This is a genomic window from Caballeronia sp. DA-9 (genome assembly GCF_051615025.1).
In the GTDB taxonomy this organism is placed as follows: domain Bacteria; phylum Pseudomonadota; class Gammaproteobacteria; order Burkholderiales; family Burkholderiaceae; genus Caballeronia; species Caballeronia sordidicola.
The window spans coordinates 1466709-1490340 of record NZ_CP195133.1; the positions used below are offsets into that span (position 1 = coordinate 1466709).

The following is a 23632-nucleotide window of genomic DNA, read 5'->3' on the forward strand; positions in this document are numbered from 1 at the left end:
CCTAAAAGAAGATGGCGAAGCGAACGGCTTCGCCATTCACCTCGACGTGCAGACGCTTAGAACTTGAACATCGCCGTCAGATCGCCGATCGACGTCGTGTTGACCGGCAGATACGGACTCTGCGTTGACGTGACCGGGTTGGGCAGGCGATCGCGGCTACGTGCCGACAGCGGCTGCATGCGCCAGTTACGCTCGATGAACTTGAGCACCGACGCGTGATCGTAGTACGTGTGATCGACCATTCCGGCGCGGGCATACGGCGAAACCACCAGCATCGGAATCCGTGGACCGTCGCCGAAGAAATCGAGGTTCTGGATAGCGCCGCTGTCGAAGTGGCCGCCGCCTTCGTCGGTGGTAATCACGATTGCGGTATGGGCCCACAGCGTCGGATTGGCTTGCACGCTAGCCACCAGCTTCTTCAGGAACGCTTCGTAGGTGGCAGGCGCGGAATAGCCGGGGTGACCGCTGTCCAGATTCTTCGGCACCACGAACGACACTGCAGGCAATGTGTTGCTCGCGATGGCGTTGTTGAACGTCGTCAGATCGCTCAGGTTGGCTTTCAGCGACGCCTTGCCCATCACATTGCTGGATCCCACGAGCGGATCGCCGATCACGTTGTACTGTGCGGCTTGCGCGGCAGCGGCGGCGGCCGCCGCGGGCAAATGGTCCGCCACTTCCAGAAGCTGGGTTTCGGCGGTCACGTCCGCCGTGTCGCGTCCACCTGTGTACCAGCTCCACGACACGCCTTTCGCCGCCAGCGCCTCGGCGATAGTAGGCACGGTCTGCGGCGGATAGTTGAAGTTGTTCGGGCCGATCGGCTGGACATTGCCGTTTACGTCGAAGCCAGGGTTGTAGTTGTTCACGAGATAGTACTTGCCCGCATCGCAGTTACTCGCGACGTGTTTTGCCGCGAGAAAGCTCAGTATTGGGCTGACACCCGGTTGAGCCGCGTCTGAACAGTTGACGTAGGAGCCGCCCTCGTAGCCGTCCTGCGTATAGAAGTTCGCCGTCTGCGACATCGGATTCGGATTTTCGATCTGGTTCGCCGGCGGGGTCGCGACGGCGCCGGCAGTGTTGAAGAACGGCTCGTCGCCGGTCGCAATCGAAAAGAAGTTGGCGCCCGTGCCGCCCATGACCGACTGATGGTAGTTATCGCTGAGCGCGTAGGTCTGCGCGAGCGACTGGAAATACGGCGCATCGCCCGTCGACATATTCATGAAGCCCATCAGCTCGCCGCCCTGCGACGGATTCTGGGGCGTAATTCCGCTTGTATCGCCGCCCTGGCCGGTAGTGGTCGCGACCCATGTGAACATGTCGTGCTTGCTGTTGTCCCCGCCGGTTTGCTGCCACATCTGAAAGAATCGGTGGACCGGGTCGCCTGTCATCGAAAACAGCGTGAGCAACGGCTCGACGGAGGTGATCTCCTGCGCATACGGCACATATTTGGAGATCTGAAATGGCCCGTTCGGCAGGTTGGCCGGGAAGCGCGTATCGGGCGTGCCGCCACCTGTCGTGAAGGTCTGCAGGTTTTCGATGCCGATCTGTTCCGGCTGCGGCAGCGTCGGGAAAGCCGTCGTGCGGGTCGGATTGAGTGTGAAGGCGGTTTGCGTCGCGCCCTGGGTCTGCGCAGCCTGCGAAAAGTTCGGGCCGGGCGAGCCGTCGGCGTTGATAATGCCTTGCGACAGCAGGTTCTTGACCGTCTGGCCGGCCGGGGCCACATAGCCGCCAAACAGGCCGTCGAAAGTCTGATTCTCGCCGACGACCACGATCAGGTGCTGGATCGGCGTGGTGGTCGGGCCGTTGCTCAACGCAAGCGCCGAATTCGCAGCGGCAGCCGGCATCGCGCCGGATACCGCGCCCGCGGCTGGAATCGAAATCTGTGCGCGGCTTGCGTCGGTGCCGGCCGCGACCGTGCCGGTATGCACCGTGAAGTGCGCGATATCGAACAGGTTGTCGAGAGGATTGGTGGAATTCGCCAGATAGGGCGTACCGATCGGATCGGCGACGGCAGCGGCCGGCACGTTTAACGCGGTGAACAGCGGCTGCAGTGCGCCCGCGACATCCGCGTCGGCCTGGGCGATGCTGTTCGATGAAATCTTCGCCGCCTTGATTTGGTCGCTGGTAGGCGCGCCGTTCGGCACGATGCCCAGCACGCGTTGCGTAAGCAGCGACGTGAGCGGATTCAGATTGGCGACCAGCGACACCGGCGTACTCGATGACGAAGCCGCGGGATTAATCACTGCCGACAGTGTGGCGGGCGTGCCGTCCACGTCGTTGAAGGGCGCCGTCAGAATGAATGGTGGCTTGCCGGCCATTGAAACGGTGAACTTGCCGGTCGCGTCGGTGACGCTCGATTGCGTGCTGTTCCCGGCGCTGTCGGTGACCGTGACGCTCACGCCGACCACTGGCTCGCCGGAGGCTGCGACGCCCGTGGCGTTGATACTGGCGGTTTGCGGACTATCTTTGTCGGACCCACCGCAAGCAGCGAGCGAAAGCATGACTCCAAGGCAGGCTATTGTCGAGGCGCGCATTTTCATGATTATTATGGCTTGGTCGTGTGGGTTATCTGTCGCTGTATCTGCTTGCCATCCAGAAAGACTGCTCGTCCAGGCGAGCACCGTTGGCGCCGAGATAATCCCAACCTCACATGACAGTGTTGTGATCTGTTTTCTTTTTCATTGGCTTCGCCGCAAAAAGCCGCGGCTCACGCGTGGCCCTTAGATCATGCTCGGTGCGAGCGACCGCAAAGACCGATTTTGTGAGGCACCCGGCGCGTTTTAATGGAAGGTCAACATAAGCCGGATGCTTCGGAAAAGCCTGCGACGGCGAGAGACGCACAATGCTGTGTCGTGCGGTGGAATCCGGAATGGATCAGCCGATCGGTTCCGATTAGGGCGAAGGAAGACATCCGTGCGATGGCGGGGCTGTCGCGGGCATGAATACTCCCGTCCGGTCCTACAAAAGCCATTAAGTGCTGGCAAGAGGCAGGTGTCTTGCGAAAAGGCTCGTCCGGTTCATGTCGCGGCTACGGTTTTGATCGAACACAAGTGATTGTCATCGAGGCCCCGCCACGCCGCAGCTCGTCCGTTCATCCGCCGCGATATCCAGCATGGCCTTGGCTCCTCCTACCTGGAATTCTCCCGGCAATGTCACCCCGTTCTTGAGGGCTGTAACCTCTGCGAGTATCGACACCGCGATTTCAGGCGGCGTACGGCTGCCGATATAAATACCCACGGGGCCGCGCAACCGGCTGAGTTCATCTTTGTCGAGATCGAAATACGTCTCCAGCCGTTCGCGTCGTGCGGCATTGTTCCGGCGCGAGCCCAGCGCCCCGACATAGAACGCGGGCGTTTTGATCGCCTCCATCAACGCGAGGTCGTCGAGCTTCGGGTCGTGCGTCAGTGCAATGACCGCGCAGCGCTCGTCGAGCTTCATGTCGAGCACGGTGTCGTCCGGCATCGTACGCACGAGCGTCGTGCCGGGAACGTGCCAGGAATCGGTGTACTCCTCCCGCGGATCGCAGACGGTCACCTGATAGTCGAGCCCGAGCGCGATCTGGCAAAGATAGTTCGAAAGCTGTCCGGCGCCGATCACAAGCATCCGGTAACGCGGACCGTGAATGGTCACGAGCCGATGGCCGTCGAATGCGACGCCGTCAGTCGAGTGCGCCGGCGCGAAGCTCGCCACGCCGCTCTTCATGTCGAGCGAGCGCGCGACGAGTTCACCGGCAGCAACCCGGCGACACAACGCATCGATACCGCTCGCGCGGGTCAGTGGTTCGAGCACCAGTTCGATCGTGCCGCCGCACGGCAATCCGAAGCGGTGCGCCTCGTCGGCGGAGATGCCGTACGTCACGGCTTCCGGAAGCGTCTGCTCAATGCCGAGCCGGCGCACGCGGTCAATCAGGTCGTCCTCTATGCAGCCGCCGGATACCGAGCCGGCCACCGAGCCGTCTTCGCAGATGGCAAGCATGGCGCCTTCCGGTCGCGGCGACGAGCCCCACGTCCTGACTATCGTGACGAGCAATACCCGGTGGCCGCTTTCGATCCAGCGAACGCTCGCCTTCAGCACGTCGAGATTGACACTATCCATGAAGATACCGAGTGGTTACATGACTACGACCTTGTTGACTCTGGTGCCGGAAGAAAAGCGTCAATGCCGCGACAGTGCCGAGCGCAAGGCCATCTCCCGCGCGGCTTCCGGCGTGATGGTCCGGTTGAGCATGAAGCAGGCCACACCGGCCGCCAGCAACGGCAACGCACCGAGAAGAAAGATCGTTCCAATCGGTGTTCCGATGGCGATCAGGACACCGGCGAGCAACGGGCCGACAATGGCGCCGATGCGCGCCACAGCGAAGGACGCGCCGGTCGCGGTCGAGCGGATGAAGGTCGGGTAGATCATGCTCGAAATGGCATTGAGGCCAATGTTTCCGCCCAGGACCAGCAGGCCCGAGACCAGCGCGAGCGCCATGGTGAGACTGGCGCCCGTGCCGACGGCCAGCCCGAGGGCCGCCACTGGAATGGCGCCGAGGATCATCGTCAGCGTCATGACCCGTACACCCTTCTTGTCGATCAACCAGCCGAAGAACCAGCTGAAACCGGCACCAAGCTGGAACAGCGCCTGGCTGCGGGCCGCGTTGGCGAAGCCGATTTCGTCGGTCAGGAGCGTCGTCATCCATTGCGAGAGGAAGAAGTGCGTGACGAAGGAAAGGCCAAGCCCGAGCCACAGGAAGGCGGTCATGGCCGAGCGGCCCTCGGTGAAAAGATGCCTTACCGGCACACCCGTGCGGACCTGCTCCTGGATCGTGAAGCGCGTGTCGTCCGCGAATTGCGCGCTGGGTTTCAGCTTGCGCGCATAGGCCAGGATGCGGTCGCTGGTGGGATTGCGCAGGATCAGGTAGCGGATGGATTCAGGCAGCCCGACGAACAGGATGACGACCGCCACCACGGCGCCAGCGCCACCGAGATAAAAGACCGAGCGCCAGCCATACGCCGGGATGATCTCCGCCGCGAGAAGGCCGCCGCCGGACGAGCCGGCGGTGTAGCCGAGATAGAGCAGGGTGATGATCAGCCCGCGCTTGCCGGAGCGGGCATAGTCGGTGATCAGCGAGACCGCCATCGGCATGCCGCCGCCTATGCCGAGCGCGGCGCAAAAGCGCAGGATCGACAATTCGACCAGGTTATGGGCGAAGGGCACGGCGAACGTGAAGCTGCCGAACAGCGCGGTGGCCAGCAGGATGGCGCGACGCCGGCCAATGCGGTCGGCCAGCATGGCGAAGAGGATCGAGCCCGCCATCCAGCCCACGATACTGATGTTGAACACGGGCGTCATCAAGGCCCGGTTGATACCCCATTCCTTGATGATGCCGGGGGCGGCGTAATTCAAAGCCTGATTGTCGAAGCCGTCCGCCAGCATGACGAGCGCGCAAAGAACGAAGAGGGTGACGGTGAACCAGCTCCGCTCCTGCGTTTCGACGACTTGGGCGATATCGACGGTATTGTTTTGAGTCATGGTGTCTCCGGATGCCTTGGCTCCTGGGGTTGTTCACATTCGGCTGGCGCGTTGGCGCTCACTCGCTGTGGCCGCCTGAAGCATCGCGTACGGGCGTTTCCGGCTTTACGCCGCCGCGCCGGTTGGCCCAGGTCCTCTCGCCCGTCTCGCGCCAGCCGCCCGAGGTCGCCGCGTCGGCATACTCGTCCCAGCGCTTGTCCCAGTCGCCCAGGTGATAGCCATGCCACGGCGGCTGCGGCGCGAGTTGCGGCAGGTTCAGTTCTTCCCAGATCTTGCGTGCCGCAGTCATGTATTGCTCCTTCGGCAGGGCCAGCGGCGGCATGTCGTGCTTCAGCGTGGCATCGATCAGCAAGGTGCTTTCGAGCGGCGCGCGGCCTGACTTGGGACCATGCCCGCTCGTCCGATACGGCGTCACATGCACGTCGTGCGTGAAGTCGGAGCGATAGGCGAGCGACCAGAACACGGCGTCGGCATTTTCCGGGTTGATATCTTCCGAGACGGCGATCACCAGCTTGCCGCACTGTGCCTGCAGCGTTGCCGCTCCCTGCATGCCGCGCCATACCTCGGCCTGCGGCGTGCCGCGCGCAAACTGCACGAAGATCACCTTGCGCAGGTTGGTCAGCGGCTCATGCATCACCACGCGCTTGACGCCGCGCACGCCCATCACCTTCTGCAGGTGGTCGAGAAACAGCGGCTCATAAGCCACCTTCTTCAACACGGAGCTTTCGCTGGGCGTCACCTGGCTAATGATCGAGACGAAGACGGGCTTCTTCTTCATCGTGATCGCGGTGACGTGCATGGACATGTTGTAGTCTTCGAGCGCGATATGGCCGTGGCTTTCGCCGAACGGGCCTTCGGGTTCCAGCGCGTCGGTGTCGATCAAGCCTTCGATCACGATTTCGGCATCGGCGGGAACCAGGAGGTCGATGGTCTTGCAGCGCACCACCTCGACCGGCGCGCGCATCAGGCCGCCGGCGACAGCCATCTCGTCCTGATCGATCTGGAGTTTCTGCGGCCCGGTGAAGAGCACGGCCGGTGCGCAGCCCAGCACGATGGCGCATGGCATCTGCTGACCTTTCGCCCGGTATTTTTCCCAGTGGAGATAACCCCCGGCGCCTGACAGGCGACTCGCCATGCGCACGCCCAGCCGGTCCTCCGACTTCAGCGCGGCGCGGTAAGTCCCCATGTTCTGGACACCGCTCTCAGGATCTTTCGTTACGCACAGGGTGGCGGTGAGATAAGGCGCCGCGTCGAAACCGGGCGTGGAAACCGGCACCGGCAGGCGCGACAAACCCTTGTGCTTCAACTCGTCGCCGCTGATCACCACTTCCTGACACGGCGCTTTTTCCACCATCACTGGCGGGACGGGTTCGGCGATTGCCTCCATCCAGACCTTGCCGATCTGGTCGACCGGCAATCCGAGGCCAGTGGCATAGATCTCCGGCGAGGCCGCGAGGCCGCCGATCAACACCGGGATGTCATAAGTGTTGCCTTCGCCGTCGACCACGTTGGTGAACAGGAAAGCGCGGCGCTGATCTTCATGCAGTCCGCCCTGGAACTGCCAGCGCGCGAGCGGATGCAGTTCCGTGTCCTTGTTGATCGGCCGGTCGATGCGGATCAGCAGGCCCCGGGCCTCCAGCCGCGCGATATGTTCCTGCAAATCGCGGGGAGCGCCATCGGCAGTTTCCGGCCGCGGAAGATCGTGAAGCGTTGATGACATTCTGTCTCCTTAACGTGAGACCCAGCGGATGGGTAGCAAAGTATTATTGTATGATTGCATAGCAGTATTACGAGTGTCAATGCGGCTTTATCGGCTGCATCCAAGGCGGCTTGGCGGCGTTTACGGCTATCAAGACGTCACTGTTTAGAGGCCGCCCATGCAGAGGTATTTGATCTCCAGGTATTCCTCGATGCCGTACTTCGAGCCTTCGCGACCGAGGCCGGATTGCTTCACGCCGCCGAACGGCGCGATTTCATTCGAGATCAGGCCGGTGTTGATGCCGACCATGCCGTATTCGAGCGCTTCCGACACGCGCCAGATCCGGCCGATGTCGCGGCTATAGAAGTAGGCGGCGAGTCCGGATTCGGTGGCGTTCGCGGCGGCGATTGCTTCGTGCTCGTCGTGGAAGCGGAAAAGCGGCGCGACGGGCCCGAAAGTTTCCTCAGTCGCGAAGCGCATCGACGCAGTGACGCCATCCACCACGGTCGGCTCGAAGAACAGCGTGCCCGCCGCATGACGCTTGCCGCCGGTGAGCACGCGTGCGCCGTGCGCCACCGCGTCGGCAATATGCGCTTCGACCTTCTCGACGGCCGCCTCGTTGATAAGCGGGCCTTGCGTGACGCCGCTCTCGAAACCGTTGCCGACCTTGATGCGGTTGACCGCTGCCGTGAATTTTTCGGCGAAAGCGTCGTACACGCCATCCTGCACGTAGAAGCGGTTCGTGCAGACGCAGGTTTGGCCGGCATTCCGGTACTTCGATTCGAGCGCGCCCTCGACCGCCGCATCGATGTCGGCATCGTCGAATACGATGAATGGCGCGTTGCCGCCAAGTTCCAGCGAGAGCTTCTTGACCGTCGGCGCGCACTGGCTCATCAGCATGCGGCCCACGGGCGTGGAGCCAGTGAAAGAAAGCTTGTGCACAATCGGGTTGCTGGTCATCTCCGCGCCGATCGAGCGCGGATCGCCGACAACGACGCTGAACACGCCAGCCGGCACGCCCGCACGTGCGCCGAGTTCGGCCAGCGCAAGCGCCGACAGCGGCGTGGCTTCAGCGGGCTTCACGATCATCGCGCAACCGGCGGCAAGCGCGGGTGCGACCTTGCGCGTGATCATCGCGGCGGGAAAGTTCCACGGCGTGATCGCGGCGCAGACGCCGATTGGCTCTTTCGTCACGAGCATGCGCTTGCTGGCGGCGGGCGAAGCGAGCACATCGCCATCGATCCGCTTGGCCTGCTCGGCGAACCATTCGATGAACGACGCCGCGTAACCGATCTCACCTTTCGCTTCGGCGAGAGGCTTGCCTTGCTCGGCCGACATGATCGCCGCGAGGTCGTCCGTGTTCGCGACCATCAGCGCGTGCCAGCGCTTGAGGACCGCCGCGCGCTGCGCCGCGCTCAGCGCGCGCCAGCCGCGCTGCGCGCGTTCGCCGGCCTCGATCGCGCGGCGTGTCTCGACGCCTGTCATGAGTGGCACGTCGGCGATTCTCTCGCCGGTAGCAGGATCGTTGACGGCGAACGTGCGCGCATCGTCGGCGCCGCACCACGCGCCGTCGACATACGCGAGCGTGCGCAACAGGCTCGGGTCGGCGAGCCGGGAAAGCAGAGTGGATTCAGTCATGGTCATCGCAAAGGGCGGCCCGCCGGCGTGCGTCGCGGCGGGCCTGTTGAGGAGGGCGAGCACGCACGGACGCGCGCGTTACGGCTCTTGCTGGTGTTCTTTCCAGCGCTTGACCACGCCGGTTTCGATGTCGAACAGATCGAGCATGCGGCCAACTGTGTGATCGACAATGTCGGCGATTGTTTGCGGCTTCGAGTAAAACGCCGGGACGATCGGCGCGATGATTGCGCCCATGTCCGAGAGCTGCACGAGCGTGCGCAGATGTCCGCCGTGCAGCGGCGTTTCGCGCACGCCGAGCACGAGACGGCGGCGCTCCTTCAACACCACATCGGCGGCGCGGCTGATCAGCGAACTCGTGATGCCGGTGGCGATTTCGCTCATCGAGCGCACCGAACACGGCACGATCAGCATGCCCTTCGTCTTGAACGAACCCGACGATACAGCCGCGCCGATGTCACCCGGCGAATACCATTTCGATGCACGTGCGCGCAGATCGGCCGCGCGGATATCGGTTTCGTAGGTCATGGTCAGCTCGGCCGCCTTGCTGATCACGAGATGTGTCTCCACGCCCGCCTCGGCGAGCAGTTCGAGCGCGCGAATCCCGTAGATCACGCCGGACGCGCCGGTGATGCCGACAATGATCCGTTCCGGAGTACTGTTATTCGCCGTCACGATCACCCTCGATACCGCGCACCGGCGAATTCGGCTCGACCGCGCTGCGGCGGCGCGCCTGGTAGGACGCGTCGCGCTGCATCCATTCGCCGCGCGTCGCCTGCGCGGCGTTGCGGTCCCATTCCTCGGTCCAGTCGCCAAGCGAGTAGCCGTACCATGGCGACTCGGGCGTAAGCTTTGGCAAGCCGAGACGTTCCCACAGCAGCTTGGCGTTCTCCATGTATTCCTTCTTCGGCAGCGCGAGCGGCGGCATGGGCGTTTTCATGGTCGCGTCAATCAGCATGGCCGAATCGAGGCCGGTTGCGTGGTCCGAGCGCGGACCGTGACCCGGCTCGCGGTACGGAATCATCTTCACGTCCTCGACCGGATTGCAGCGGTAACCCATCGCCCAGAATACGGCGTCCGCGTTGTCCGGATCGATGTCGTCGTCGATCGCGATCACGAACTTGCCGATTGCGGCTTGCAGCGACATCGTGCCGTACAGCGCGCGCCAGACTTCGGTGCGTTTCGCGCCGCGCTCGAACTGCAGGAATACGAAGCGGCGCAAATTGGTCAGCGGCTCGTGCAGCGACACCTTCTTGATGCCGCGAATGCCGAGATGGTCGCGCAGGTGGCGCAGGAACATGGGTTCGTACGCAAGACGCTTGATGACGCTCGACTCGGACGGCGTGACCTGCGAGATGATCGACGTCAGCACCGCGTCCTTGCGGCGCGTGATCGCCGTGACTTCGATGGAGAGGTTGTAGTCTTCGAGCGCCACGTAACCGTGGCTTTCGCCAAAGGGACCTTCCGGTTCGAGATACTGCGGATCGACATAACCTTCGACCACGACTTCCGCCTCCGCCGGCACCAGCAGATCGACGGTGCGGCCCTTGACGACGCGGATCGGCGCACCGGCGAGGCCGCCCGCGACGCTCAGTTCATCGACGTTCGGGCGCAGCTTTTGCGGGCCTTGGAATGCGACGAGAGGTGGCGCACCAAGCACGATGGCGACCGGCATCTTCTCGCCCTTGGCTGCGTACTTGCGCCAGTGGTCGAGCCCGCCCGCGCGCAGGTTCACGAGCATCATCATGCCGAGACGCGTCGCCGATTTCAGGTGGCCGCGATACGTGCCCATGTTCTGCACGCCGGTTTCCGGGTCGCGCGAGATCACGCCGGTCATCGTCATGTACGGCGCGGCGTCGAAGCCGGGCGTCGAGATGGGCAGCGGCAGCGATTCAAGACCGTTGCCCGGACCTTCGAGATCCTTACCTTCGATCACGATGTCATGCACGGGGCCGCTTTCAACCACGACCGGCGGTACGGGATGATCGATCGCGCGGTTCCAGGCGTCGCCAATATCGTCGAGCGACGCCACGTTCATGCCGATGCGGTAGATCTCCGGATTCGCCGCAATGCCGCCCACGATAACCGGAATGTCGTACTTGCGGCCTTTGCTGTCGACGATATTCGTGAACAGGAACGCTCGGCGATCGGCTTCGGGAATGCCGCCGCGGAACTGCCAGCGCACGAGCGGATGCATTTCGGTGTCCTTATTTACCGGCTCGTCGATCCGGTACAGCAGGCCTGCCGCGTCGAGGCGGGCGATGTGTTCGTGCAGATCCGCGTAACCCGGGTTCGCGGAAGACTTGGAAGTGGTGTCTTGATCGGTCATGGCTAGAAGTCCCGTGAGACGCCGCGTTGCGGGGCGCCCTTATTGCTTGAAATGTTGCCCGACGCGGGCGAGGTAGTGCGTGTTCGATCGCGCCTTCACGTGCCGCGCGCGGTGCGAGGCACTTCGGCGCTAGGTCACTTCCATGTCAGCGGCGCATTGACGTCATTGCGTTTGCGAGCGACGCTCCCGCCACTTCACTTGCGAGCGAGAAGTCAGGAATCGTGATCTCGCGGAAGTATGTCTTCAGCGTCGCGATGGCGATCCGGTCGCGCGTGCAGATCGAGGCGACCATTGCGTCCGCGCGTTCGCTCAAGCTCGCGCCCGGCACGACTTCGGCCACGATGCCCCACTCGCGCGCGTTGGCGGCGTCGATGGTTTCCGTCAGGTAGACCATGTGTGCGGAAGCCTTCGGCGGCACCTTGTGGCGCAGCACGGACAGCACGAGCGTTGGCGGCAGGTTTTTCTGCAACTCCGGGAGGTTAAAGCGTGCGGTGTCCGAGGCGACGGCCATGTCGCATGCGGTGACGAGCGCACAGCCAAAACCCTCGGCGTCGCCTTGCACTTCGGCGAGGAGCGGCACTTCGCTTTCGTGCATCGCGCGGTAGACGTCAAGAATCGGATCGGCCACGTTGCGGCGGAACTGCGCGGACGTGGGCGGCGTGGCTGGCGGCGCGCTGGCTGCACGGCCGCGGCAGAACGCGGGGCCGGACGCACGGATGCGGATGATCTTCACGGCGCTGTCGCGGCCAGCCTTGCGGATCTCGGCGGCGAGCGCGCGCATGGCCTCGAGCGTGAGCGTGTTGCCGAGGTCCGGTTGGCCAAGGGTGATCCGGTATTCGGAATCGTGGAGCGCTGCGGTGAATTCGGTCGTCATGGAGAAAAGGTCCAAACAATGAAAACAGGGGATGGGCGCCAGCGATGAACCGGCGCCCGCGCAAGGTCAGCGCGCGTACGCGCCGGCCTCCTTGAGCTTCTGGAACACACGCTGCGGTACGAGCGGTGCTTCGGTGAATTCGACGCCGTATTCGGAGAGCGCATCCTCCATTGCCCCGACAATCGCGGCAGCGGCCGGAATCGTGCCGCCTTCGCCCGCGCCCTTGACGCCGAGCGGATTCAGCGGCGACGGCGTTTCGAGGTGCACGATATCGATGTTCGGCACGTCGGTTGCCATCGGCAGGAGATATTCGCCGAAGTTGGTCGTGGTCGGCTGCGCGTTCTCGTCGTACTGCATCCATTCGAGCGTCGCGTTGCCAATGCCGTGCGCGACCGAGCCGATCACCTGGCCGTCCACGATCATCGGATTGATGAGCTTGCCCGAGTCGTGCGCCATTACATAGTTGAGGATAGTGATGTGGCCGGTCTCGCGATCGACTTCGAGTTCCACTACAGCGGTGCCGTTGCAGTACGTCGACTGCGCGGGCGAGAAGTATTTCGTTTCTTCAAGGCCGGCGGTGAGGCCCTTCGGCATGGTGAAGCCCGGCATGCCTTGTGAGATCTTCGCGAGCTGCCCATAGCTCATGCGCTGTTCGATACCCGCGCGGCGCGCCACGTGTCCTTCCACGAGCATGAGTTCTTCCGGCTCGCACTTCCACAGGTGCGCGGCGAGCGTGAGCATCTTCTCGCCCACGGCCTGGGCGGCAATGTAGACTGAGTTGCCGGCATTGACCGTCACGCGGCTCGCGAACGTGCCAACGCCCATCGAGATGCCGCCGGTATCGCCGGTCACGACGTCGATTGTTTCGAGCGGCACGTTCAGTTGCTCGGCGCAGATCTGCGCGAAGGTCGTCTTGTGGCCCTGGCCCTGCGGCGATGCACCGGTGATCACGACAATGCGGCCGTTTGCCTGCACGCGCACCGTCGCGCCTTCGAACGGGCCCATGCAGGTGCCTTCAACGAAGCTCGCCATGCCGATGCCAACGAATCGGCCTTGGCTGCGCGCTTCGGCCTTGCGTGCGGCGAAGCTCGCGTAGTTCGCGCGGTCGAGCGCCGCTTTCTGGCAGGCGGGATAGTCGCCGCTGTCATAGCGCAGCGGGCTGCCGTCGCGATAGATGAAGCCCGCGTCGTACGGCATCTGCTCCGGCTGGATCAGGTTGCGCCAGCGCAGTTCCGCGCGGTCCATGCCGAGCGCGCGGGCGGCCTTGTCGAGGATCCGCTCCATGGCGAACACCGCTTGCGGACGGCCTGCGCCACGCACCGGCGAGGTCGCGCACTTGTTCGTGTAGACCACGTCGAGTTTTGCGCCCATCGCGGGGATCACGTAAGGGCCGGGCGTCGTGGTGATCGAGATATATGGCGTGATGATGCCCCACGGCAGGAACGCGCCGTTGTCGTGCACCATCTCGAGCTTGACGCCGCGGATCTTGCCGTCGTTTCCGAGCGCCATGCGCACGGTCCACCACTGGTCGCGTTCCTGAGTGACCGCGAGAAAGTGCTCGCGCCGGTCCTCGATCCATTTGACGGGACGCTTGAGCGCGACCGCGGCGATCGAGACCAGCGCTTCTTCTGGATAGAACGGCAGCTTCGGACCAAAACCGCCGCCGACGTCGTTCATCAGCACGCGCAGCTTCTCGGCATCCCACTCGAGCAGTTCGACGAGATTCTTTTTCTCGTGGTGCGGGGCCTGACCCGACGACCAGACAGTCAACTCGCCATTGGTCGCGTGATATTCGGCGAGATAACCGCGCGTTTCCATCGGATGCGCGGAACCGCGGTTCTGCCAGTACGTTTCCTCGACCACGTGCGGCGCGTCGTTGAACGCTGCATCGATATCGCCGAAACCCATTTCGATATGCGCGACGACGTTGTCTTTCGCGTCGGTGTGGCAAAGCGGCGACTCGGGGCGCATGGCGTCGCGGCAGTCGGCAACGGGGGGCAGCGGGTCGTATTCGATCTCGATCAGACCGCACGCATCTTCCGCGATGTAGCGGTTGTCCGCGACGACAAACGCCACCGCTTCGCCCGCGAACGTGACCTCCGTTGAGGCGAGCAGTTCCTGGGTGCGCTCGAAGCGGATTGCCGGGTTTGGCAGCATCGACGGTGCGCGCCCGCGCGCGCGGCCCGTCAGGTCCGCGTGTGTGTAGACGGCGTGCACGCCCTTGAGTTCGCGGGCAGCCGAGCAGTCTATAGAAACGATCTTCGCGTGCGCATGCGGGCTGCGCAGCACCGCGGCCTGCAGCATGTTGGGCAGATGCACGTCGTCCACATAGGAGCCCTGGCCTTGCAGCAGCTTCTTGTCCTCGGTGCGTGCAATGCGCTTGCCGATAAAACGCTGGTCGGTCGGCGCGCCCTTCAGGTCGGAAATTTCCATCGTGTTACTCCGTAGCGTGTGCAGCCGGCGTCAGCGGTGTTCCGGCACGCTGATCGCGGATGTGTTGCGCGGCGAGCAGGGCAGCGGCCACGATCGGCTGATAGCCCGTACAGCGGCACAGGTTGCCCGTGATCGCTTCGCGGATCTCGGCTTCGGTCGGCGAATCCGTCTCGTTCAACAGTTCGGTCAGCGTCATCAGCATGCCGGGGGTACAGAACCCGCATTGCAGCGCGTGCGTTTCGGTAAAGGCTTTTTGCAGCTCGTTGAGCGTGCCATCCGCATGGGCGAGCCCTTCGACGGTGGTCAGCGACCGGCCGTTCACCTGGGCGGCAAGCGTCAGGCAGGCGCGCGCGGTGCGGCCTTCGATCAGCACGGTGCAGGCGCCGCAGACGCCATGCTCGCAACCATAGTGCGTGCCGGTGAGATTGAGGTCGTGACGCAGGAAGTCGCCCAGCATGCGGCGGGGTTCCACCTCGTGCTCATAAGCAATGCCGTTGACGACGACTCTGACGGTACGTGTCTCCATGTCCATCTCCTTGTCACGCTACGAATATTTTGCGACGCGAGAGAACGCTGTCTTCAGCGCTCTTTCGGTCAGGATGCCGGCGAGATGCTGGCGGTAGTCGGTACTCACGTGCGCGTCCGTCATCACGTCGAGCGCACGCGCGGCGTCGCTGGCGATGCGCAACGCGCTTTCATCCATCGGCTGGCCGAGGAGGGCGGTCTCCACTTCGTGCATTCGCACGGGACCGGGCGCGACGCCGCAGATCGTCAGCGAAACGCGGGTCAGGTTCCCTCGCGGATCGGCGGTGCAGAGCGCCGCGACGCCGACGATGGCGTAGTCGCCATGGCGCCGCGCGAACTCTTCGAAGGCGTAGCCGTGGCCTTCGGGCCAGATTTCGAGCGAGATGCCGGAGAGCAGTTCGCCTTCTTCGAGCGCGGGCGTCATGTACATCATGGCCCAGTCGGACATGGGCAACTCGCGGGCTGTGACTGCGCCGTCTTCGTAGCGGGCGATCGTCAGTACGCCGTCGAGCGCGGCGGTGAAGCAGGGCTGCTCCGAGGACGGGTCCAGCTGGCACAGGCTGCCGCCAAGCGTGCCACGGTTGCGGATCTGCTTGTGGCTCACGAGCTGGTACGCCTCGCGGATCAGCGGCGCGCGATTCATGACGAGCGGCGACAGTTCTATGTCGCGCTGCCGCGCCATTGCGCCGATGTGAAGGCGGCCATCGCGCTCCTCGATGCGGGTCAGTGCCTCGACGCCGTTCAGGTCGATCAGGTGACTCGTCATCAGATACCGGAAGTTCATCATCGGCATCAGCGACTGGCCGCCGGCGAGCACGCGCGCATCTTCGAGCGTGCCGAGCAGTTGCGCGGCTTCGTCGACGGTGGTGGGCGCGTGATACTGGAATTCACTGGGTTTCATGCGTGCTCCGATAGTGCGGCGTGGCTTCTTCAGTGCTGCTGCTTGGTTCCGAAGAGCCGCGCGAAGAAGTTCCGGATCGACTGCCACATTGCCCCGCGCATGAGCGCGCCGGCGTCCAGTGGTGCGACAGGCGCGGGCGGCGGACGGCGCGTTTCAGTGGCGGGCCTGGGTGCGTCCGGTTCGCCGGCCGCACCCGATGCAACCGGATCATTCGCGGTGTCCGGTGCGGCTTGTGCGGAATGCGCCGCGTCTGCTTCGATGAGCGCGGTCAGATTCTTGGCGAACTGGTTCAGCAGTTGCTGCGAGAGCGCCTCGATCATCCCGGCGCCGCGGCCGTACTGCGCGACCGTGCCCGACAGGTTTACGTCCGAGACGACGTCGACCTTGGTCTTGCCGCCGCCCGCGTCGGTGACGGCTGCGTTGATCTGCGCATCCGCGCCGCCACGGCCTTTCGTGTCGGTGCCGCTTGCCGACACCACGACCGTATGGTCGGCGTCGTTTTGTTCAGCAATCTTGAATTTGCCGGCGAACTTGAGCGTGAGCGGGCCGAGCTTCACGGTGAAGCCGCCCTTGTAGCTGCCGTCGGGCTGCTGTTCCTTGAGTTCCGCGCCCGGAAAACACGGTGCGGACCGTTCGATGTCGATCATGGTCTTCCAGACGTCCGGGAGCGGTGCATCGACGGTGAAAGACGAACGGATTGTGATTGCCATACTGCCTCCTTGGGGCGCTCGGTCCGTTACGGGCGGCGCTCCACTTATCTGGTCGCTACTGAGCCACGCGGCGCGTGACTGTCCTGACGCGGGGGGCGGCCCCGCGTTTCATTTCATCGAGCGGGAGTCGATAGAAAATCGTCGAATACCGTTGTAAAGACTTCGCGCATGTCGAACGCTCCAAAATGCGCCGCGCCCGGAACCACGACGAAGCGGCTGTCCGGCAACGCATCGGCGATCTTTTGCGATACCGCGGGCGCAATGCTCGCGTCGGCGTCGCCTGCAACGACGAGCGCCGGTACCGGCACGCCCGGCAGTTCGCCGAGATTGTCGAGCAGCGAGATGGCTTGCCAGTTCGCGCTCCAGCTATACCAATCGTCCGCGGCGAGACGTTCGCGGCACTTCTGGACAAGGTCGGGGCGTGGCGTGTCTGTGGCGAACCAGCGCGCGATGGTGTCGTCGATCACTTCCGACATCGAGCCTTGCCGGCTCATGTCGCCGCGCGCAAGAATGCGCGGGCGCACTTCGTCGGGGAAGCCGCCCGCCGTGGCGCAAAGAATCAACGCGCCAACAAGCTCGGGAAACTGGATCGCGACACGCTGCGCAATCATGCCGCCCATCGATACCCCTATCAGGGTCGCGCCGGTCAGGCGCTCGTGGCGCAGCACCGCGGCGATATCGGCTGCATGATCCGCGAGCGTGATGGGGGCGGTGACAAGGCTGGAGTCACCGTGGCCGCGAATGTCGATCGCGACGACGTCATGCGATGCCGCCCAGTGCTCGACGTATTCGTCCCACCAGCTACGGTCGACGCCGATCGGATGAAGCAGAACCAGTGGCCGGCCCGTCCCGCGACGGGAATAGGCAATGCGGCCAGCCGGGATTTCGCAGAAAGTTGAATGAGACATGACGTGTACGGGTAATGCGCGGGGTGCGGCAGGTGGTTTGCGCGATCGGCCGCCGGGTCGGCAACCCGCTGCGCAAAACGCCTGCGACCCACTGGACCACCAGGCATGCGCGCCTGGGATGAGATGACAACTATCGGATGACAAACACGCGGACGCCGTCGCGAACCGCAAGCCGCTTTCAGGCCGCGGCAGCTTTCGCCTTCAGGTCGAGCACGACAGCCTTCGCGCGACGCAGCCCTTCGGCCGCGACAGGAATGCCTGCATAAACGCCGGCCTGCAGCACCACTTCGGCAATCTGCTCTTCCGTCACACCATTGTTCACCGCGCCGCGCGTATGCACTTCGAACTCGTGCCAGCGGCCAAGCGACGCCAGCATCGCGAGGTTCAGCATGCTGCGCGTCGCGCGCGTGAGACCTTCGCGATTCCAGACGTTGCCCCAGCAAACGTCTTCCGTGTACTCGAGAAACACGGTGTCGAAAAGGTGAGGGTTGGCGTTGCCTTGCGTGTGGCTCGTGCCTAGCACTTCCGTGCGAATTTTTGCACCGATAGCGCGACGTTCGGACAGCGTGATGTCTTCCATGAGTATCCTTCGATTCATCGAGGTGTTGTAGGATTGTATAATGAGAGGCAGTATCGGAGCATCGCCACGAAATGTCAATATGATTGTATTACGAAGATTGGCGCGGCTCCCGTTAATTCAAATGGCAAAGGGAAGGAATGAATACCAACAGACTGGTAGTGCGGCCGGTGGCGACGTTGCGCCAACAGGTGATCGATGGTTTGCGCTCGTGTATCAGCGACTTGACCTTCAAGCCGGGCGACCGGTTGATCGAGCGCGAGTTGTGCGAAATGCTGGGCGTGAGCCGCACGCTGGTGCGTGAGGCGTTGAGCCAACTGGTAGCGGAAGGGCTTGTGCAGATCATTCCGCACAAAGGTCCGATCGTCTCCGTAATGACCGGAGATGAGGCGAGAGGCCTTTATGAAGTGCGCGCGGTGCTGGAAGCGCTGGCGGGCCGCCAGTTCACCGAGCGGGCGACGGACGAACACCGCGCGGCGTTGAAGCTGGCGCTGACCAAGCTCGCTTTGATACGGGACATGAAGGGAGAGGACAGCACCATGCTGTTCCTGAAACAGAAGGCGCAGTTCTACGACGTAATGCTCGAAGGCGCCAGCAATCCGGTCCTCACTGAAATGCTGCGTCTGGTCCACACGCGCGTGATGATGTTGCGCGCGACGACGCTGTCTCAAGAAGGGCGCCTTCCACAAAGCTACGACGAAATCGCGACGATCGTCGATGCAGTCATGCGCAACGACGCCGACGCGGCTGCCGCGGCGTGCAAGCGCCATGTCGAGCAAGCTGAAAGGCTTGCCGTGCAGGTGCTCGCTGCGGTGACCACTTAACTCGGCGAACGCCGCGCCTGCTAATTATTCTTTTCACGCTCGACAATCTTGATACGTCGGGCATGGAAGGGCCCTTCGCGGCGCGGCGCAATTCAAGCCGCTGCTTTATCTCTCTCATCCGCGTTGTCGTTGCTTTCAGTACATCTTTTAGCCGGATTCCTGTCAGTTTGCCTGCTGTAAAAATCTCCTTTTTCTGTCGGTCTTCCCGCTTCGCTCCACGCCAAACCCTAACGACAACGGTATTACGCACGACCGTAATACAATAATCTGTATTGCAATCTAATTGCATTACGCTATACTGCGCCAAATGATGAGATCGGGCGATATGACCCGTACCACACAAATCGCTCGCCTCTCGGCGGAAGATCAGGAGACAAGAACAATGGGCACATCTCAGGGCGCCAAGCCCGTGGCGGTGGCTTCGGCCGAGCCGCAGGGATTCAAGCTGTCGCGCTATCAGTGGCTGGCGCTGATTTCAGCGTTCCTCGGCTGGATGTTCGACTCGATGGACCTGAATCTCTTCACGCTCGTGCTCGTGCCGAGCGTCAGCCAGTTGCTGCACAGCACCGACGCGGCCGAAATCAGCAAGATCGGCAGCTACATCATTGCGGGCAAGCTGCTGACGTGGGGTATCGGAGGCGTGCTGTTCGGCGTGGCCGCCGACCGCTTCGGTCGTTCGCGCATCATGGCCTGGACCATCTTCATCTATGCGGCCTTCACGCTGCTGAGCGCATTCTCGAGGACATGGAGCCAGCTTGCTGTCGCGCAGGCGCTGGCCGGTTTCGGCATCGGCGGTGAATGGGCGGCGGGCGCCGCGCTCGTTGCCGAGTCGTGGCCCGGCCGGCAACGCGCCCGCGCCATGCAGATCATGCAGATGGCGTTCGCGTTCGGCTTTCTCGCGGCGGCGCTCGACAACCTGCTGCTCGGCCGCTTCGGCTGGCGCGTCGTACTCGGTGTGGGTGCCGCGCCCGCGCTTGTCACCATTCTCGTGCGCCGCTTCGTGCCCGAGCCCCAACGCTGGGTGCAGGTGCGCGACAGCGTGATAGCCGAATCCGCGATGCAAACCTTCACCGCCATCTTTGCGCCAGGACTGCGCCGCAAGACGATCATCGGCGTGATTGTTTCGTCGGCCGCGATGCTCGGATGCTGGGGCGGCCTCACGTTCCTGCCGAGCTGGATCCATCAACTGTCGATTGCAGCCGCCGACCATGGCGACATCAGCAAAACGGTCAGCTATGCCTTCATCCTGATGATGATCGGCGCAACGCTCGGCTACCTGACGCTGATCTGGATGCTCGACGCGCTCGGCCGCCGGATGTCGTACTTCGTCTTTTCGGCCGGGTCGCTCGTGGTGTCGCTGGTGCTGTTCATGACGGTGCACGACATTGGCGGTGTGCTGTGGCTGATGCCGGTGTACGGCTACTTTGTCATCGGCGCGTTCGGCACCTTTGCGGCTTACCTGCCCGAACTCTTCCCGACCCGCGTGCGCGCGACAGGGCAGGGCTTCTGCTGGAACATGGCACGCGCGCTGACAAGTATTGGTCCGATCGCCGGCAATGCCGTGGTCGCGAAATTTGGGTCGTTTCCGGCGGCATCGGCGGCTGTATCGCTGCTCTTTATTGTTGGCATGGTGTCGATCTGGTTCGGTCCCGAGACCAAGGGTGTTCCGCTCGACAACTGAGGATCACTAAAGAAAGCTGGACGGTGAGCCGTCCGCCCCCGGAAGTGTGGGTGTTTCCTTCATGCGATAACGCCTGAAGGCAATGGAGCGCACGGCTTTGGTCCGCGTCGCCAGACAGTTTTGGTCTAATGGAACACACCTTGAGTACAGACATGCTGAAACCCGGCGCTTCGATCCAGGAGGCCGCCGCAAAAAATCCGTCCGCGCGCGTCTTCGACGTCGGGATCAACGAGCGGTTGCCACTCTCGCAACTCGCCGTGCTTGCCCTGCAGAACGTATTCGGAATGACGGGCATGTTTGTGTTCCCGGGACTTCTCGGCCGCGCATTTCATTTGCCCGATCCGCAGATTGCGTACCTGTACGGGATGACCTTCATGGCGTGCGGAATCATCACGATCCTGCAATCGGTTCTGCTGTTGCGCCTGCCGATCGCGCAGGGTCCCTACGCAGGCAGTTTCGGCGCGCTCCTGGCGGTCGGTCATTTGCAGTCGGGAGGCCTCGGTACGGCATTCGGATCGTTCTTCGTCGCGTCGCTGATCTGGTGCCTCCTCACGGTGCCGATCCGCGGACGCAGCGTGGTGGGCATGTTCGCACGGCATTTACGCCTGCCTATCATCTCCGGGATGATTGTGATGTTGATCGTGGTGCAGATCGCCAGCGTTGCGCTGCCGACCTGGATCGGCAGCGCAAAAAGCCCTGGTTTTCCGGTCGTGAACCTGCTTTCCGGCGCAATTGCGGTGGCCGGTATCGTGTTCGCGATGCTGTGGGGCGGCCGCCGGCTGCGTCGCGTCGCAATCCTGCTCGGCCTCGCGCTTGGCACGCTGGCCTACACGCTGTTCGAGCCCATTTCGTTTGCTGCAGTGGCCGCCGCGCCGCTTGTTGTGGAGCCGCGCATCTTTCCGTTCGGATTCGGCGTGCGCCCCGATTTTGTCGCGGTGTTCCTGCTCGTGCTGATTCCGGCGGGCATGGGGTCGATGGCCCTCTACCAGACCGTCGCCGAATGGGGCGAAGAAACGCTGAGTCCGGGCCGCATGTCCGAAGGACTGTTCGGTGTCGCGCTCGGCTCGGTTGTCGCGGCAGCGTGCGGTGGCTTCAGCACGATCGCGTATCCGGACAACATCGGCATTCTGCGCGCGACGCGCGTTGGTTCGCGCTTCGTGACGCTAGCCGCTGGCGTTCTTCTGATCGTCCTCGGTGGTTGCGTCAAATTCGACATGCTGCTCGTCGTTGTGCCGATACCGGTGATTTCGGCCGCCGCAACGCTGTTGTTCGGCATCGTTTTCATGCACGGCGTGCACATTCTTGCGCAGGTGGAATGGGACGATCGCCGGCTGATCGCGTCGGGGCTCGCTTTTCTCGTAGGCCTCGGCGGTCTTTTCATCTCACCCGAAGTCATTCATGCAATGCCGCTGATGCTTCAGCTCGTGCTTCAACAGCCTGTGATCTCAGGCGGTCTCACGCTCGTCGCACTGCACACGCTGCTTTGCTCCCGGCAGCCATCGAAGACGTCGCAGGCCACGCCTTCGCGCGCGGAAAAGCAGGCTTAGGGCAACGCCGCAAAAACGTCCACGCGGGCTACTGGTCGCAACAGGATCGTACAGGGGCATATTTAAAAACTCGGTAGTACAGATTTTATATTTTGTTGTACATATCAATAAAGAGAGCGAGCTTTCGGAGTGCGATTCGACACGTGCCAGCGTGTACGAAAGCGCTTCGCTTCGCAGCCAGGAATCCAGGTTTTGGAGAAGCAGGAGACATAGATGAAAATAAAGTCAGGGGTGAAAGCACTCGTTCTCGGCGCAGCTCTGTTGGCCGAGGCGGCACATGCGCAATCGAGCGTGCAGCTCTACGGACTTCTGGATGCGTTTGTCGGCTACAAGAAGCCCATGAACGGCCAGTCGAGCGTTTTAGCCGGCAGCGGCGGTATGACGGCGCCGTATTTCGGTCTGCGCGGGACAGAAGATATCGGTGGCGGCACGAAGGTCATCTTCGACCTCGAAAGTTATTTCAACATCCAGAACGGCACGATGGGACGCACCGGCTTCCCGCATGACGGCCTGTTCTCGCGTAATGCGTACGTTGGCGTGACGGGCCGGTACGGTACGGCGACCGCCGGTCTGATTCCTCCGTTGCTGTGGTTCTCGACAATTACATTCAACCCGTTCTTCAACTCGTTCGTGTTCTCGCCAATCGTGCTGCAGAGCTACGTTGGCGTGAATGGTCAGGGCGTATTCGGTAATGCGGGCGAGTGGTGGAACTCCGTGTACTACGCGTCGCCGTCGTTTAACGGTCTTGTCGGCCGCGCCATGTACTCGTTCGGCAACGAGCCGGGCCATCTTGGCCAGAACAAGTGGAGCGGCCAGGTCTCCTATACCAACGGCGGTTTCGCGACGTCGGTTGTGTATCAGCAGATCAAGTACAGCCTGAACGCCGGCGATCTCGACACCGTGCTGCCGGGACTGACGACGCAGTCAGTGGCGAACCTTGGCGTCTCGTACGACCTGAACTTCGTGAAGCTGTATGGCCAGTATCAGCACGTCTGGGATTCGATTTCGAGTGGCGACGTAGGCATCGATACAGGCCAGATCGGCTTCGCGATTCCGGTAGGCGTCGGCAGGATTTTGGGCTCGGACGCGTATTCGAAGAGTTCCAGCCATAGCTCCGTTTATCGCAACACATGGGCGCTCTCGTACGACTATCCGCTGTCCAAGCGCACCGATATCTATGCGGCGGTGCTGTCCGATCGCGCGAGCAAGCTCGCGACCGGCACCACGATCGGCGGCGGTCTGCGCACACAGTTCTGATCGACGGTCCGCGCAGACGGCGCGCGACCTTTGCTGATTGAAATGCAGCTGGAAAGGTAGGGACGCGCGAATTCAGGCAGCGCGATGGCGGGTAGTTGCACGCGGTTCGAATTCGAACTGCGTGCAATCCACGCTCGACGGCAACGGGGAGTGCAGCGCATCGCAGTTCCAGCCACCTCACGAATTCAACGATGTCAACGGAGGAGATATGTTTCAGATTG

The 23632-nt window shown here is 62.9% G+C and carries 18 protein-coding genes; 4 read left to right on the forward strand and 14 right to left on the reverse strand.

What is annotated here, in order from left to right:
• Nucleotides 1-56 precede the first annotated feature (56 nt).
• The 14 genes from ACRWA7_RS22795 to ACRWA7_RS22860 all read right to left on the reverse strand — a co-directional run bounded on the left by ACRWA7_RS22795 (nucleotide 57) and on the right by ACRWA7_RS22860 (nucleotide 18105).
• Nucleotides 57-2498, reverse strand: a complete 2442-nt coding sequence (locus ACRWA7_RS22795; RefSeq protein ID WP_438396247.1) for an alkaline phosphatase family protein — start codon at nucleotides 2496-2498, stop codon at nucleotides 57-59.
• Between the two features lie 556 nt (nucleotides 2499-3054).
• Nucleotides 3055-4092, reverse strand: a complete 1038-nt coding sequence (locus ACRWA7_RS22800; RefSeq protein WP_438396249.1) for an XdhC family protein — start codon at nucleotides 4090-4092, stop codon at nucleotides 3055-3057.
• Nucleotides 4093-4152: 60 nt separating this feature from the next.
• Nucleotides 4153-5511, reverse strand: coding sequence for an MFS transporter (locus tag ACRWA7_RS22805; RefSeq protein WP_438396250.1), 1359 nt, complete (start codon nucleotides 5509-5511; stop codon nucleotides 4153-4155).
• Nucleotides 5512-5569: 58 nt separating this feature from the next.
• Nucleotides 5570-7231, reverse strand: a complete 1662-nt coding sequence (locus ACRWA7_RS22810) for a UbiD family decarboxylase (protein ID WP_060816655.1) — start codon at nucleotides 7229-7231, stop codon at nucleotides 5570-5572.
• A 144-nt stretch (nucleotides 7232-7375) separates the two neighbouring features.
• Complete coding sequence (locus ACRWA7_RS22815; RefSeq protein ID WP_438396253.1) at nucleotides 7376-8848, reverse strand: NAD-dependent succinate-semialdehyde dehydrogenase; 1473 nt, start codon at nucleotides 8846-8848, stop codon at nucleotides 7376-7378.
• A 78-nt stretch (nucleotides 8849-8926) separates the two neighbouring features.
• A complete protein-coding gene (locus ACRWA7_RS22820; RefSeq protein ID WP_438396254.1) occupies nucleotides 8927-9520 on the reverse strand; it encodes a UbiX family flavin prenyltransferase in 594 nt (197 codons plus the stop codon).
• On the reverse strand, nucleotides 9507-11174 hold the full coding sequence (locus ACRWA7_RS22825; protein ID WP_060816653.1) for a UbiD family decarboxylase: 1668 nt from the start codon (nucleotides 11172-11174) through the stop codon (nucleotides 9507-9509). Before ACRWA7_RS22825 ends, ACRWA7_RS22820 begins: the two co-directional genes overlap by 14 nt.
• Nucleotides 11175-11319: 145 nt before the next feature.
• Entirely contained in the window at nucleotides 11320-12048 is a 729-nt protein-coding gene (locus ACRWA7_RS22830; RefSeq protein WP_060816652.1) for an enoyl-CoA hydratase/isomerase family protein, read from the reverse strand.
• 66 nt (nucleotides 12049-12114) lie between these two features.
• Nucleotides 12115-14481 carry a xanthine dehydrogenase family protein molybdopterin-binding subunit gene (locus ACRWA7_RS22835; protein WP_438396257.1) on the reverse strand — a complete coding sequence of 789 codons (2367 nt, stop codon included), beginning with the start codon at nucleotides 14479-14481 and terminating at the stop codon, nucleotides 12115-12117.
• 4 nt (nucleotides 14482-14485) lie between these two features.
• The gene (locus ACRWA7_RS22840) at nucleotides 14486-15007 is read right to left on the reverse strand and encodes a (2Fe-2S)-binding protein (RefSeq protein ID WP_438396259.1); all 522 of its coding nucleotides are present in this window, start codon (nucleotides 15005-15007) and stop codon (nucleotides 14486-14488) included.
• 18 nt (nucleotides 15008-15025) lie between these two features.
• On the reverse strand, nucleotides 15026-15907 hold the full coding sequence (locus tag ACRWA7_RS22845; RefSeq protein ID WP_438396260.1) for an FAD binding domain-containing protein: 882 nt from the start codon (nucleotides 15905-15907) through the stop codon (nucleotides 15026-15028).
• A gap of 29 nt (nucleotides 15908-15936) precedes the next feature.
• Nucleotides 15937-16617 (reverse strand): SRPBCC family protein, encoded by a 681-nt coding sequence (locus ACRWA7_RS22850; RefSeq protein WP_438396261.1) that lies wholly within the window; start codon nucleotides 16615-16617, stop codon nucleotides 15937-15939.
• A 113-nt stretch (nucleotides 16618-16730) separates the two neighbouring features.
• Nucleotides 16731-17525, reverse strand: coding sequence for an alpha/beta fold hydrolase (locus tag ACRWA7_RS22855; protein ID WP_060816648.1), 795 nt, complete (start codon nucleotides 17523-17525; stop codon nucleotides 16731-16733).
• Nucleotides 17526-17703: 178 nt separating this feature from the next.
• Nucleotides 17704-18105 carry a carboxymuconolactone decarboxylase family protein gene (locus tag ACRWA7_RS22860; protein WP_060816647.1) on the reverse strand — a complete coding sequence of 134 codons (402 nt, stop codon included), beginning with the start codon at nucleotides 18103-18105 and terminating at the stop codon, nucleotides 17704-17706.
• Between the two features lie 137 nt (nucleotides 18106-18242).
• Between ACRWA7_RS22860 and ACRWA7_RS22865 the strand changes: the two genes are divergently transcribed.
• The 4 genes from ACRWA7_RS22865 (at nucleotide 18243) to ACRWA7_RS22880 (ending at nucleotide 23411) form a co-directional block, all read left to right on the forward strand.
• Nucleotides 18243-18926: a GntR family transcriptional regulator gene (locus ACRWA7_RS22865; protein WP_060816646.1), complete on the forward strand. Its 684-nt coding sequence runs from the start codon at nucleotides 18243-18245 to the stop codon at nucleotides 18924-18926.
• A 382-nt stretch (nucleotides 18927-19308) separates the two neighbouring features.
• Nucleotides 19309-20607, forward strand: coding sequence for an MFS transporter (locus tag ACRWA7_RS22870; protein WP_438396262.1), 1299 nt, complete (start codon nucleotides 19309-19311; stop codon nucleotides 20605-20607).
• Nucleotides 20608-20747: 140 nt separating this feature from the next.
• A complete protein-coding gene (locus ACRWA7_RS22875) occupies nucleotides 20748-22154 on the forward strand; it encodes a uracil-xanthine permease family protein (RefSeq protein WP_438396264.1) in 1407 nt (468 codons plus the stop codon).
• Between the two features lie 213 nt (nucleotides 22155-22367).
• Nucleotides 22368-23411, forward strand: coding sequence for a porin (locus ACRWA7_RS22880; protein ID WP_438396265.1), 1044 nt, complete (start codon nucleotides 22368-22370; stop codon nucleotides 23409-23411).
• The last annotated feature ends 221 nt before the right edge of the window (nucleotides 23412-23632 follow it).

Bases quoted from the DNA above. Each gene is read 5' to 3' on its own strand.
- ACRWA7_RS22855 (WP_060816648.1), bottom strand. From the start codon at position 17,525: ATGTCTCATTCAACTTTCTGCGAAATCCCGGCTGGCCGCATTGCCTAT.
- ACRWA7_RS22880 (WP_438396265.1), top strand. From the start codon at position 22,368: ATGAAAATAAAGTCAGGGGTGAAAGCACTCGTTCTCGGCGCAGCTCTG.
- ACRWA7_RS22840 (WP_438396259.1), bottom strand. From the start codon at position 15,007: ATGGAGACACGTACCGTCAGAGTCGTCGTCAACGGCATTGCTTATGAG.
- ACRWA7_RS22795 (WP_438396247.1), bottom strand. From the start codon at position 2,498: ATGCTTTCGCTCGCTGCTTGCGGTGGGTCCGACAAAGATAGTCCGCAA.
- ACRWA7_RS22860 (WP_060816647.1), bottom strand. From the start codon at position 18,105: ATGGAAGACATCACGCTGTCCGAACGTCGCGCTATCGGTGCAAAAATT.
- ACRWA7_RS22800 (WP_438396249.1), bottom strand. From the start codon at position 4,092: ATGGATAGTGTCAATCTCGACGTGCTGAAGGCGAGCGTTCGCTGGATC.
- ACRWA7_RS22865 (WP_060816646.1), top strand. From the start codon at position 18,243: ATGAATACCAACAGACTGGTAGTGCGGCCGGTGGCGACGTTGCGCCAA.
- ACRWA7_RS22825 (WP_060816653.1), bottom strand. From the start codon at position 11,174: ATGACCGATCAAGACACCACTTCCAAGTCTTCCGCGAACCCGGGTTAC.
- ACRWA7_RS22835 (WP_438396257.1), bottom strand. From the start codon at position 14,481: ATGGAAATTTCCGACCTGAAGGGCGCGCCGACCGACCAGCGTTTTATC.
- ACRWA7_RS22850 (WP_438396261.1), bottom strand. From the start codon at position 16,617: ATGGCAATCACAATCCGTTCGTCTTTCACCGTCGATGCACCGCTCCCG.
- ACRWA7_RS22810 (WP_060816655.1), bottom strand. From the start codon at position 7,231: ATGTCATCAACGCTTCACGATCTTCCGCGGCCGGAAACTGCCGATGGC.
- ACRWA7_RS22845 (WP_438396260.1), bottom strand. From the start codon at position 15,907: ATGAAACCCAGTGAATTCCAGTATCACGCGCCCACCACCGTCGACGAA.
- ACRWA7_RS22815 (WP_438396253.1), bottom strand. From the start codon at position 8,848: ATGACTGAATCCACTCTGCTTTCCCGGCTCGCCGACCCGAGCCTGTTG.
- ACRWA7_RS22805 (WP_438396250.1), bottom strand. From the start codon at position 5,511: ATGACTCAAAACAATACCGTCGATATCGCCCAAGTCGTCGAAACGCAG.
- ACRWA7_RS22830 (WP_060816652.1), bottom strand. From the start codon at position 12,048: ATGACGACCGAATTCACCGCAGCGCTCCACGATTCCGAATACCGGATC.
- ACRWA7_RS22870 (WP_438396262.1), top strand. From the start codon at position 19,309: ATGGGCACATCTCAGGGCGCCAAGCCCGTGGCGGTGGCTTCGGCCGAG.